The sequence below is a fragment of the Hyphomonas sp. genome (assembly GCF_036964145.1).
Classification (GTDB): domain Bacteria; phylum Pseudomonadota; class Alphaproteobacteria; order Caulobacterales; family Hyphomonadaceae; genus Hyphomonas.
In genome coordinates, this window is the sequence record NZ_JBALUC010000001.1 from 379751 (window position 1) to 391668 (window position 11918).

11 protein-coding genes are annotated in these 11918 nt (G+C 58.3%); 10 read left to right on the forward strand and 1 reads right to left on the reverse strand.

Going from position 1 to position 11918, the window contains the following annotated elements:
• Positions 1 to 324 carry a hypothetical protein gene (locus tag V7660_RS01985; RefSeq protein ID WP_335601442.1) on the forward strand — a complete coding sequence of 108 codons (324 nt, stop codon included), beginning with the start codon at positions 1 to 3 and terminating at the stop codon, positions 322 to 324.
• Positions 321 to 1457 (forward strand): acyl-CoA dehydrogenase family protein, encoded by a 1137-nt coding sequence (locus V7660_RS01990; RefSeq protein ID WP_335601443.1) that lies wholly within the window; start codon positions 321 to 323, stop codon positions 1455 to 1457. Before V7660_RS01985 ends, V7660_RS01990 begins: the two co-directional genes overlap by 4 nt.
• An 81-nt stretch (positions 1458 to 1538) precedes the next feature.
• On the opposite strand, the gene V7660_RS01995 is transcribed toward V7660_RS01990, so the two are convergent.
• The gene (locus tag V7660_RS01995; RefSeq protein WP_335601444.1) at positions 1539 to 1967 is read right to left on the reverse strand and encodes a DUF2853 family protein; all 429 of its coding nucleotides are present in this window, start codon (positions 1965 to 1967) and stop codon (positions 1539 to 1541) included.
• A gap of 361 nt (positions 1968 to 2328) precedes the next feature.
• Here V7660_RS01995 and V7660_RS02000 point away from each other — a divergent pair, with 361 nt between their 5' ends.
• From V7660_RS02000 to V7660_RS02035, 8 genes are all read left to right on the forward strand, one after another.
• Positions 2329 to 3840: an FMN-binding glutamate synthase family protein gene (locus tag V7660_RS02000; RefSeq protein WP_335601445.1), complete on the forward strand. Its 1512-nt coding sequence runs from the start codon at positions 2329 to 2331 to the stop codon at positions 3838 to 3840.
• A gap of 151 nt (positions 3841 to 3991) precedes the next feature.
• A complete protein-coding gene (locus tag V7660_RS02005) occupies positions 3992 to 5386 on the forward strand; it encodes an alpha,alpha-trehalose-phosphate synthase (UDP-forming) (RefSeq protein ID WP_335601446.1) in 1395 nt (464 codons plus the stop codon).
• Positions 5383 to 6117, forward strand: a complete 735-nt coding sequence (otsB, locus tag V7660_RS02010) for a trehalose-phosphatase (RefSeq protein ID WP_335601448.1) — start codon at positions 5383 to 5385, stop codon at positions 6115 to 6117. Before V7660_RS02005 ends, otsB begins: the two co-directional genes overlap by 4 nt.
• On the forward strand, positions 6114 to 7883 hold the full coding sequence (locus V7660_RS02015; RefSeq protein WP_335601449.1) for a glycoside hydrolase family 15 protein: 1770 nt from the start codon (positions 6114 to 6116) through the stop codon (positions 7881 to 7883). The genes otsB and V7660_RS02015 overlap by 4 nt, the downstream gene beginning before the upstream one ends.
• Positions 7884 to 7970: 87 nt before the next feature.
• On the forward strand, positions 7971 to 9401 hold the full coding sequence (locus tag V7660_RS02020; RefSeq protein ID WP_335601450.1) for a circularly permuted type 2 ATP-grasp protein: 1431 nt from the start codon (positions 7971 to 7973) through the stop codon (positions 9399 to 9401).
• Positions 9402 to 9404: 3 nt separating this feature from the next.
• Positions 9405 to 10346: an alpha-E domain-containing protein gene (locus V7660_RS02025; protein ID WP_335601451.1), complete on the forward strand. Its 942-nt coding sequence runs from the start codon at positions 9405 to 9407 to the stop codon at positions 10344 to 10346.
• A 4-nt stretch (positions 10347 to 10350) separates the two neighbouring features.
• Entirely contained in the window at positions 10351 to 11151 is an 801-nt protein-coding gene (locus tag V7660_RS02030; RefSeq protein ID WP_335601452.1) for a transglutaminase family protein, read from the forward strand.
• 33 nt (positions 11152 to 11184) lie between these two features.
• A complete protein-coding gene (locus V7660_RS02035) occupies positions 11185 to 11916 on the forward strand; it encodes a proteasome-type protease (RefSeq protein ID WP_335601453.1) in 732 nt (243 codons plus the stop codon).
• Positions 11917 to 11918 lie beyond the last annotated feature (2 nt).

Sequence of the window (11918 nt, forward strand, 5' to 3'; positions counted from 1 at the left end):
ATGTCGTCCACACAGATCATCCTTCTGTTTCTTGGCACGCCGTTCATGGTCGGAGTCCTGGCTCCGTTCTTCCGTGGGCGCTGGCTGGTGCAGTTTGCTGTGTGGGCTATGGCGCTGCTGTCTACCCTTGTCGTCGTCTACGTCTGGGCGGGCATGGAGGCAGCGCGTCTCGAACTGACAAGTATCAGGCTGGCACTTGCTGCGAGCGCCTTGTGGAGTACGGCCGGACTGGCCGGGCTTCTCGTCGGGCGCGAAGCGGAAAACGTGCGGCGCGATGCAAGGAACACCAGGGAAAAACGCAAGGCTTCGGAGATATTCAGATGACATTCCTTTTGACGGAAGACCAGGAAATGCTGCGCGACACCGCGATGGCATTCGCCCGCGACGAGATGCCGGTGACGCGCCTGCGCCAGTTGCGCGATAGCGGCGCAAATGGTGTGGACGCAGAAACGCGCCAGAAATTGGCCGAACTCGGCTTCTTCGGTGTAATCATTCCCGACGAGCCGGGCGGTGAGCATTTCGGGCTGGTCGGTCTGGGCCAAGTGCTGGAAGCGCAAGGCCGCACCTTGGCGCCTACGCCTGTTCTTCAGACGGCCCTGATTGCGGCAAGCGCGCTGCAGCTGGGCGGCAGTGCAGAGCAACAGGCCGAATGGCTGCCGAAGATCGCTGGCGGCGAGGCGAGCTTTGCGTTGGCGCTGGACGAGACGGCGCATTTTAATCCGCTGGGAATAGCCACCGAAGCTGAAAGCAACGGGCAGGGCTACACGTTGAACGGCATGAAGCGGTACGTTCCGGATGCCCATCATGCGGATACGCTGATCGTTGTCGCGCGCACCTTTGGTGAAGCGGGAGACCGTCACGGCCTGACGCTGTTCCTGGTCCCTGCGGACGCAAAGGGCGTTTCCATACAGGCGCTGCATTCCGTTGACTCGCATGGCGCCGCTCATGTCACCCTTGAAGATGTCATGGTGCGCGAAAGCGCAATCATCGGCGCATTGGACAAGGGCGCGGATGTACTTGAGCCTGTGCTGGACCGGGCTGCGATTGGCCAGGCTGCGGAAATGCTGGGAAGTGCGGATGCCGCTTTCGAGATGACGCTGGAATATCTCAACAGCCGGAAGCAATTTGGCCAGCTGATTGGATCGTTCCAGTCCCTGCAGCATCGCGCTGCCAAGATGTTTACCGAACTTGAACTGACGCGGTCCTGCATCTCAGCTGCGCTCTCTGCCGTAGACGAAGGCAAGTCAAATGTCGCTGAGCTTGCAAGCCTCGCCAAGGCGCGGGCCAGCGAACTGGTTCATCTGGTTTCAAACGAGTGCGTGCAGATGCATGGCGGCATCGGCATGACCGATGATGCAGATCCCGGTCTCTACATGAAACGGGCCCGTGTGCAGGAAGCGCTGTATGGGTCTGCGAGTTGGCATCGCGATCGCTATGCGCGGCTTGCCGGCTACTAGCCGAGAGTTCAGCGCAAAGAAAAAGCCGGGAGGGTGAAGACCTTCCCGGCTTTCTTTTTTGTCCCGTGAAGGGAACAGCGCCTAGCCCTTGAGGACAGAGCCCTTCTTGAGCGCTTTGGCGATCAGATAGTACATCACCGGACGATGCTTTGCGCGAACGGACTTGCCGTACTTCGCAACTGCGTCGGCAAGGGCAGCATCTGCCTTGGCTTCGTCCGTTACGCCGAGCTTCTTTGCAATGAAACCCTTCTTGATGCGGCCAAGCTCTTCCTTGTCCGAGGCCGCGACAGTCGCGGAATCGGCTTTGTAGATCGTCGGCCCACAGGCTTTGACGGCTGCATCCAGAAGCGCCATGTCGGAGCGTGTTTCACCAACCTTGTCTTTCAGGTCAGCGATGTACTTCTCCATCAGCACTTCCTTGGGTGAAGGTGCCTTGGCAGGTTTTGTTGTCTTAGGTGCAGCAGCTTTTTTTGGCGCCGCGGCTTTCTTGGCTTTGTTTGCTTTTGCCATGGGAGTTTCTCCTCAATGGGCCCGACGAACGGGCGTGTTTGAATTTACGCAGCTCACAACACGAATCAGTTTGAAACGCAGTTTGCACACTGACCCCTTTTTCCACAGCCTGCCAACCCCTTTTCGGTAGTGCAACCAATTCCTGATAAGTTCGAATACGGATTAAGTGGTGTGGATTTCGCTTTTGAGTTCAGGCGTTCGCAGGTCTGGATACGATTGATTGACCTCTGTGTGCGAGGCGTTCACACCCTTGGAGTTCTGTTGACTGTGAAATGAGGAAGAGATGTTCCGTTACCTGCCCTGGCTTGCGACTGTACTCTTATTGGCCTTGTGCCTTGTGTTCTGGAGACAGCACAATTGGTTGATATACATTGCTGTGGCCATGACGCCCTTGGCGCTCATAGGTCTGTATGACCTGTTTCAGCGCAAGCACACCCTGTGGCGCAACTATCCGCTTATTTCGCGCGTCAGATGGATCGCCGAGGAATTGCATCCCTTCCTGCGGTCTTACATTGTCGAAAGCGCAACAGAAGGGCGGCCCTTCAATCTGGAAGATCGCGCGCTGGTGTATCGCCGCGCAAAGAATGTCTCCTCTGTTGAGCCTTTTGGCAGTCATCTGGATATCGACAAGCCGCCCTATGAATGGTTGGCGCACTCCATTGCAGCCAGGCATCCGGAAGAAGCAGACCCACGTGTGCGGGTGGGCGCCCCGGGTACGGCGCAACCCTATTCTGCAAGTGTCCTAAATATTTCGGCCATGAGTTTTGGCGCGCTTGGGGCGCATGCCATTGAAGCCTTGTCGAAAGGCGCGGCCATGGGCGGCTTCTATCATGATACAGGCGAGGGTGGGGTCTCGCGCTATCACCGGCAGGGGGGAGGTGATCTCGTCTGGGAACTGGGCTCCGGTTATTTCGGATGCCGCGCGGCAGACGGATCATTCGATGCTGCGAAGTTTGCAGACACCGCCAGTGACCCGCAGATCAAGATGATTGAGGTAAAGCTGAGCCAAGGCGCAAAGCCCGGCCATGGGGGTGTGCTGCCTGGTGAGAAGGTCACCCCGGAAATTGCAGAGGCACGCGGTATTGAAGTCGGACTGACATGTATTTCTCCGCCTGCGCACTCTTCCTTCTCGACACCGATTGAGATGCTGGAATTTGTCGCCAGTCTGCGTGACCTGTCAGGCGGAAAACCGGTTGGTATCAAGTTCGCTGTCGGCAATCGCTGGGAGACGCTGGCGATTTGCAAGGCAATGCTGGAGACAGGCCTGCGTGTCGACTTCATGGTGGTGGATGGCGGAGAAGGGGGGACCGGTGCGGCGCCTGCGGAGTTCCTTGACCATGTTGGTGCGCCGCTAAGGCAAGGTCTGGTGCTGACGCGCAATGCGCTGGTCGGGACGGGCCTGAAAGACGATGTGCGTCTTGCCTGCTCCGGCAAGCAGATCAGCGCGTTCTCGATTGCCGCCTCCATGGCGCTTGGCGCAGATTGGGTGAACACGGCGCGTGGCTTCATGTTCTCGCTCGGATGTATCCAGTCCCTGAACTGCCACAACAATACGTGTCCCACCGGAATTGCAACGACCGACAAGACCCGCCAGCGCGGACTGGTTGTCGAGGAGAAGGCAATCCGGGTCAGGAATTTCCAGCGGAACACAGTCCAGGCCCTCATGGAAGTGGTTGGGGCGACCGGGTGCGTACATCCATCTGAACTGACACCGCGCCATGTGATGCATCGGGTGACGGAAGACATCGCCTACACCGCAGAACGCGCCTACCAGCTCGTGCAGCCTGGCCAATTGCTGAGCGCGCCGGATGAGACGCAGCTCGCACGGGAATGGCGCATGGCGCAGGCGCATAGTTTCCAGCCCGCCGACTAGAGGGTGCTAATCGGTCGGAACCAGCGGTCTTTCGTACGGTTCTATGGTACTGCTCACAAAGCGGGCAGGCTGGGGGTTTCTGCACACGGGCGCTACGCTGTGGCTTTGGAAGCGACAGGCCGCGCGCTAGACCCGATGAGACAGGATGGCAATGACAGAACAGAACATTCCAAAAAGCTCACGACTGGTCGCAGTTTCGAACCGCACGGCGGCTGGAGAAGAGAGTCGTGCCGGCGGGCTTGCTGTCGCATTATGGGACACGCTCGCGGATACGCAGGGGCTCTGGATCGGCTGGAGCGGCCGGATTCTCGACTTCCCCAGCAATCGCGCCAGGCGCTCGGAAGAAGATGGGGTTGAGTTCGCCCTGACCGACTATTCCCGTGATCAGTTTGACGGATTCTATCTTGGCTATTCCAACAGCGTCCTGTGGCCTGTCATGCACAACCGGATCGATCTGGCTGTGTTCGATTCCGCATTTTACAGGTTCTATGTCGAGATCAACGAGAAGTTTGCAGAGATTGTGCGGCGTCAGGCAGATAAAACAGACACGGTCTGGGTCCATGACTACCATTTCCTGCTGCTCGGCGACATTCTGCGCGAAGAGGGCTGGCAGGGAAAATGCGGCTTCTTCCTGCACATTCCTTTTCCCGCGCCGGAAGTGTTTCGGGCGATCCCCGAGCATCGCAAGCTGGCCCGGGGCTTATGCGCCTATGACGTGGTGGGCCTGCAATGCCGGAAGGATCTCGCCAATCTCGCGCAATATCTGGAAGAAGAGTTTGGTGCAGAAGAGCAACCGGATGGCAAGTTCAAGGTAGACGGGCGCCTTGTTCACCTGCTGCACTGTCCCATCGGGATCGACAGCTCAGGTTTCGCAGAGGCGGCAACCGCTGAGCCGGCCGCCCGTGCCGCGACGCGCCTGTCCCGGTTTCTCGGCGAACGGGATCTGGTCATTGGGGTGGACCGGATGGACTATTCCAAAGGGCTGCCGCAACGCTTTGAGGGCATGGCCGATTTGTTCGACCGGTATCCGGAGCTGCATGGAAAAATCTCGTTCACACAGATCGCGCCACCTTCTCGTTCCGTCGTGGAAGAATATGCGCAGCTCCGTGAACAACTGGACGCCCTATCGGGGCGGATCAATGGCGATTATGGCGATCTTGACTGGATGCCGATCCGTTATCTTGCACGCGGGTACGACCGGGAAGAGATTGCCGGTCTCTACCGCCTCGCCAAGGCCTGTCTGGTCACCCCCTTGCAGGACGGCATGAATCTTGTTGCGAAGGAATTTATCGCGGCGCAGGACCCCGAGGATCCGGGCGTACTGATCCTGTCGCAATTTGCAGGAGCCGCCGAGCAGATGAAGGAGGCGCTTATCATCAATCCCTATGACAGCTCCGCCATCGCAGAAGCGGTGAAGCAGGCCATCGAGATGCCGCTGGATGAGCGCCGTGATCGTTGGCAGAAGCTCTACACCAATATTGCCGAGCAGGACATTCACTGGTGGCGCCACCGTTTCATGACGGCTTTCGAAGGCGTGCAAGCATGAGCAATGCTCAGTCTTTCCCCCCGCTGCTGGACCGTAACGCAGCCCTGTTCCTCGATTTCGATGGCACATTGTCCCCGCTACAGGACGATCCGGACGCCGTGTTTCTCGAGCCCGGCATGGATGCCATTCTGATGAAAATATCGTCGATGCTCGGCGGGGCGCTGGCCATCCTGTCCGGACGCGATCTGACGGATCTGTCGAAACGCGTGCCAAATGCACTCTGGCGGTTTGGCAATCATGGTCTGCGCGCGGCGGCCCCCGGACATGCAACCACGGACAAAATTCCTACAGCGCCGGACGCTCTGGTAACCAGCCTGATTACCGTCGTGGACTCGCATGCGGGTGTGCGCCTGGAAGAGAAGGGGCCTGTCCTGGCGGTTCATTACCGCGCTGCGCCTGAAAAAGGAGATGAGCTGACCCGCCAATTAGAAGATGTCCTGTCACAGCATTCCGACTATTCCCTGCAATCGGGAAAGATGGTGCTGGAGGCAAAGCCAAGCGGTGCGAACAAGGGCGTCTGCCTGCAAGAGGCGATGGAAACAGCTCCTTTCGCTGGGCGTACGCCGGTTATGATCGGCGATGACAAGACGGATGAAGATGCGTTTCTTGTTGCAAATCGGCTCGGCGGTTGGTCGGTCAAGGTCGGTGAGGGCGACAGCGCAGCAAACTATCGGCTGGGGTCGCACCATGATGTGGCGGCTTACCTGCAGCAAGTGTTAGGAAAAGTATGAGTCTCGATCTTGGTATTGTTGGCAACGGGACGATTGCGGGCCTGATCAATTCGCGTGGTGACTATGAATGGTTCTGCCTGCCGCGGTTTGATGGCGAGCCTGTCTTCAACAAATTGCTTGGAGGAGGGGGCACATTCAGCGTCTGGATGGAGGGGCTGACTAAACGCACCCAATCCTATGACCGGAATACGGCAATCCTGCGCACAAGAATGGAGTCTGAGGACGGCGCCATCCTGGAGATCGTGGATTTTGCGCCGCGCTTCCAGCACAAGGGACGAACATTCCGTCCGGCCAGCCTGGTTCGCAGGTTCGAGGTGATTGCCGGGGCGCCCCAGCTGAAGATTTCCCTGACGCCCGAAACCGATTGGGGCGGGCGCAAGCTCAAGCCCATTCGCGGTGTGAACCATGTACGCTTCATCGACGATGAGTTTTCTTTCCGTGTAACGACAGATGCGCCAGTATCCTACATCCTGACCGAGACCAGCTTTATCCTGGACAAGGATACGACATTCATTCTCGGCGCCGATGAATCCCTGACGGATTCGCCGGGCGTCATGGCGCGGGACTGGGAAGAACGTACAAGACAATACTGGGCGAAATGGGCGCGGAGCCTGGCCATTCCATTTGAATGGCAGGACGAAGTCATTCGCGCGGCCATCACATTGAAGCTCTGTGTTTTTGAAGAGACCGGCGGGATCGTGGCGGCCCTTACCACCTCCATTCCGGAGCATGAGGGGTCATCGCGAAACTGGGACTATCGTTTCTGTTGGATACGCGATGCCTATTTCACCGTGACAGCCCTGAACAGGCTGTCCGGGATGGGCACACTGGAACACTATATGAGGTGGGTGCGGAACATTGTGGCCCACTCGAAAGGTGGCCATATCCAGCCAGTCTATGGCATCGGGCTTGAGGCGGATTTGAGTGAAGACCTGGCGCCGAACTTGCCAGGTTTCCGGGATTCCGGGCCTGTACGCCGCGGCAATCAGGCCGCCGAACACGTCCAGCATGACGTGTATGGACAGGTCGTTCTTGGCGTCTCCCAATCTTTCTTTGATCGTCGCCTGCTTGCTCAGCCCGGCATTGCGGAATTTGAACAGCTCGAGCCCGTCGGCGAGCGCGCCTTTGCTGTCTATGACACGCCGGACGCTGGTATCTGGGAATTCCGGACCATTGCGCACGTTCACACCTCGTCTGCCATCATGTGCTGGGCTGCGTGTGATCGCCTGTCCCGCATCGCCGAACGGCTGGGGCTCGACAATCGCGAGGCCTATTGGAGGGAGCGCGCCGACATCATCCATGAAACCATTCTGGAAAAAGCCTGGAATGAGGATGTGAAAGCCTTTACGGCCGCCTTTGGCGGAACGGATCTAGATGCGTCAGTCCTGTTGATGGCGGAAATTGGTTTCCTGCCTGCCAGCGACCCACGTTACGTCTCGACTGTGGAGGCCGTCGACCGCGATCTCCGGATGGGGGATCATGTGTATCGCTACAAGGTCGAGGATGATTTCGGCAAGCCGAAGACCGCTTTCACAGCCTGCACATTCTGGTTCATTGATGCACTGTACCGGGTCGGACGCGTGGAAGAGGCCCGCAACATGTTCGAGGCCGTTCTCGCCAGTCGAAACCATCTGGGTCTCCTGTCGGAGGATGTGGATCCGGAGACAAACGAGCTCTGGGGGAATTTCCCTCAAACCTATTGCATGGTTGGAATCATCAATTCCGCCGCCCTTCTGAGCAAGCCTTGGGCAGCCGTCACCGGATAATGCGCAGTTTGGGCGAACGCAGCGAGTTCGGCAGTATCAAACACTGAGTTTGTTGAAACGATCCAGCGTCTGTGCGTTGCTGAATGCATGGCCGAAGGTGAGGAATTATTCGACGAAATGCACGGGTTTGGCGAGGGTGTCCGGGCACCCTATGCCAGCTATGGCTGCTGGTTTGACAAGACCACGCCATCTGCCCTGCTGAAGAAGTCGCGCGATGCGCAGACCTTCTTCCGGCGAACCGGCATCACCTTCAATGTATATGGCGACGCGGAGGCGGACGAACGTCTTATTCCTTTTGATCTCGTACCGCGCATCATTGGCGCGAGCGAGTGGGCCCTGCTGGTCCGCGGGATCGAGCAGCGGGTGAAGGCGATCAATGCTTTCCTGTATGACATCTATCACCGGCAGGAGATTGTCCGGGCCGGGCGCCTGCCCGAACGCCTGATCCGGGAGAATGACGCCTTCCTGCCCAAGATGATCGGGTTTGATCCACCGGGCGGGATCTATACCCACATTGTCGGAATCGATCTGGTGCGGACCGGGCCGAACGAATTCTTCGTCCTGGAAGACAATGCCCGCACACCCTCCGGTGTTTCCTACATGTTGGAAAATCGGGAAACCATGTTGAAGATGTTTCCGGAACTGTTCGCTCAGATGTCGGTTCAGCGCGTCTCCGGCTATCCAATGGCGCTGCGCCGGTCGCTTGAACGGTCCGCGCCGCAGCAGGCGTCAGGACGTCCGACCGTGGCGATCCTGACGCCAGGCATCCATAATTCAGCCTATTTCGAACATGCTTTTCTCGCGGACCAGATGGGCGTTGAATTGGTGGAAGGCCATGATCTCCGCGTCGTGGGCGGACGGGTCGCCATGCGGACCACGCAAGGATACGAGCCGATAGATGTGCTCTACCGCCGGGTTGATGATGACTTCCTCGATCCTCTGAATTTCCGCTCGGAATCCATGCTGGGTGTGGCCGGTATCTTTGATGTCTATCGGGCAGGGGGCATTACCATTGCCAACGCGCCTGGCACGGGCATAGCCGATGACAAGGCGATCTATTCCTACATGCCGGACATCGTCGAATTCTATACGGGGCAGGCGCCGCTGTTGAAAAACGTGCCGACATGGCGCTGCGCGGAGGCAGACTCGCTCTCCTATGTGCTCGAACATCTGGACGAGTTGGTCGTCAAGGAAGTGCATGGGTCGGGGGGTTATGGCATGCTGGTCGGGCCGGCGGCCAGCAAGAAAGAGATCGCCGCGTTCCGGAAGAAACTTGAAGCGAGGCCGTCGAACTACATCGCGCAACCGACGCTCGCGCTTTCGACTGTGCCGGTCTTGACGAAAGCGGGCCTGTCGCCGCGTCATGTCGATTTGCGACCGTTCGTGCTCGTATCGTCGGATGGCGTTGAAGTGACTCCCGGCGGGCTGACCCGCGTGGCCATGAAGAAGGGATCGCTGGTCGTAAATTCCAGCCAGGGTGGCGGTACAAAGGACACTTGGGTTTTGAAGGAAGGATAGGTCATGTTGGGCAGGACTGCATCTGGCCTGTTCTGGATGGCCCGGCTGCTGGAGCGCGCCGAGAATACGAGCCGCCTCGTCGAGGCAGGCTTCCGCATGGCGCTCACCCGGTCGCAACCCGGGGAAGAGGAATGGCGATCCGTTCTGGTCACGGCGGGATGCTGCGATGCCTATCTTGAGCGCCATGACACGATCGAGGGAGAGAAGGTCGCCGACTTCGCCCTGCGGGACCGAAGCAATCCGTCGAGCGTGATGTCAGCCCTGCATGCTGCGCGCGAGAGTGCCCGCATGACCCGGACTGCACTGACGCGGGAAATGTGGGAGGCTATCAATGATTTCTGGATGGCCGTCCGCGATGTCCTGAAGCGCTCGCCTTCCGAAGCAGACCTACCAGAAATCCTGACCCTGATAAGGCAGCAAGGCGCGCAGGTAAGGGGCGCCACAACAGGCACCATGCTCCGCAACGACATCTACAATTTCGTCATGCTCGGCATCATGTTCGAGCGGGCCGACAACACCGCACGGATCCTCGATACCAAATACTATGTCCTGTTGCCGTCTAGCGCCTCGGTCGGCTCGTCTCTAGACAACGTACAATGGGAAATGATCCTGCGCTCGGCATCGGCTGAGCGGTCATTCCACTGGCTCAATGGCGGCAATATCACGCCGCGCGCCATTGCAGACTTTCTCATCTTCGACACACGCATGCCGCGCTCGCTGGCATATTGCTACGACACGATCACCTATCAGCTGGACTGGCTGTCCCGGCAGTATTGCCAGCGCCTCGAAACCCATGACCTGGCTGCCTCCCTGGAGGCGAGCTTGACGGCGACGACGATCGAAAGCGTGTTTGAAAACGGGCTGCATGAATTCCTGACAGATTTTCTGGTTCGCAATGCGTCGCTGTCGTCGCAGATCGAAAAAGACTTCAGGTTTGCGGAGTGACAGTATGCGACTGACTGTGGACCACAAATCGACCTATTCATACGAAACCGGTGTTTCCTATGCGCTCCAGCAGGTCCGTAAGCGGCCGGTCAGCTTGCCTTCGCAATCCATCCTGTCATGGGATTTGTCCATTGATGGCGCGCATTGGGAAACAAGCTACACGGACCATCACGGAAACCTGGTGGATTTAATCCAGCTTGAGCCGGGGGTCACGAGCGTTTCGGTGAGTGTGAAGGGTGAGGTGGAGACCCATGACACGTCCGGCGTGATGGGGGGACATAGTCAACTCGTGCCACTCTGGCTCTACGAACGACACACTGAGCTTACAGCGCCCGCAAAGGGGCTGCGTGCGCTGGCAGGCAAGTTCAGCCGCCATCCTGCACAGGATATTGGCGTTCTGCATGAGTTGATGGCAGAAATTGCAGGGGCGGTCGCGTACCAGACCAATGAAACAGACTCGCACACAACGGCAGAGGATGCGCTACAGCAGGGACGGGGCGTATGTCAGGACCATGCACACATCTTCATCGCCGTCGCGCGCCTGCTCGGCTATCCCGCCCGCTATGTCGGCGGATATCTCATGATGACGGACCGGGTGGATCAGGATGCCGGCCATGCTTGGGCCGAAGCCTGGGTGGATGGGCTCGGATGGACCGGATTTGACGTTTCCAATGGCATCAGCCCGGACGCGCGTTACATACAGGTTGCTACGGGGTTGGATTATAGCGACGCCGCGCCCATCAGGGGGCTTGTGTATGGCGCCGGACGGGAAAATCTCGTGGTGTCTATTCAGGTCCAACAGTAGAATGAGTCCAGATATCGATCGGAGAATCATCAGGTGACGTATTGCGTTGCGCTTCGGCTGGACCGGGGACTCATCTTCATGTCGGACACCCGCACCAATGCGGGCATCGACAACATCTCGAAATTCCAGAAAATGTTTACATGGGAGGTGCCCGGGCAGCGCGTCATTACCCTCCTGACGGCCGGCAACCTTGCCACGACGCAGGCCGTGATCAGCCTCTTGGATGAACGTCTCAAGGCACCTGAAGAACGCAATCCCAGCATCATGGCCGCCGACACCATGTTCCAGGTCGCCAGACTGGTCGGGGATACGCTTAAGGAAATCATTCGCACGCAAGGGGATGGCGGGCCTGAATCGGAGTCTACCTTTGGCGCGACGCTCATCGTTGGCGGTCAGATCGCCGGGATGGAGCCGCGCCTGTTTCTTGTCTACCCGGAAGGCAATTTCATCGAAGCCAGCGACGAGACGCCCTTCTTTCAGATCGGTGAGACCAAATATGGTCGTCCGATCCTGCTGAGAGCCTTCAGCCCGGAAATGACCTTCGAGGAAGCTGTCAAGCTGCTCTACGTTTCATTCGACTCGACCCTCAAGGCGAATTTGTCGGTCGGCATGCCGCTGGATTTGCAAACGATCGAAATGGACACCTGCAAGGTCGCGGACAAGCGCCGGGTCGAGGAGGATGATCCGTATTTCACGACGATCTCATCCCGTTGGGGAGATGCCCTCAAACTGGCGTTCAATTCCCTGCCTGACTACGAGTTCTGAGC

What these genes read in the sequence shown, in the direction of transcription:
- V7660_RS01990 (WP_335601443.1), top strand. Translation starts at nt 321, where the DNA reads ATGACATTCCTTTTGACGGAAGACCAGGAAATGCTGCGCGACACCGCG.
- V7660_RS02030 (WP_335601452.1), top strand. Translation starts at nt 10,351, where the DNA reads ATGCGACTGACTGTGGACCACAAATCGACCTATTCATACGAAACCGGT.
- V7660_RS01985 (WP_335601442.1), top strand. Translation starts at nt 1, where the DNA reads ATGTCGTCCACACAGATCATCCTTCTGTTTCTTGGCACGCCGTTCATG.
- V7660_RS02025 (WP_335601451.1), top strand. Translation starts at nt 9,405, where the DNA reads ATGTTGGGCAGGACTGCATCTGGCCTGTTCTGGATGGCCCGGCTGCTG.
- V7660_RS02005 (WP_335601446.1), top strand. Translation starts at nt 3,992, where the DNA reads ATGACAGAACAGAACATTCCAAAAAGCTCACGACTGGTCGCAGTTTCG.
- otsB (WP_335601448.1), top strand. Translation starts at nt 5,383, where the DNA reads ATGAGCAATGCTCAGTCTTTCCCCCCGCTGCTGGACCGTAACGCAGCC.
- V7660_RS01995 (WP_335601444.1), bottom strand. Translation starts at nt 1,967, where the DNA reads ATGGCAAAAGCAAACAAAGCCAAGAAAGCCGCGGCGCCAAAAAAAGCT.
- V7660_RS02020 (WP_335601450.1), top strand. Translation starts at nt 7,971, where the DNA reads ATGGCCGAAGGTGAGGAATTATTCGACGAAATGCACGGGTTTGGCGAG.
- V7660_RS02015 (WP_335601449.1), top strand. Translation starts at nt 6,114, where the DNA reads ATGAGTCTCGATCTTGGTATTGTTGGCAACGGGACGATTGCGGGCCTG.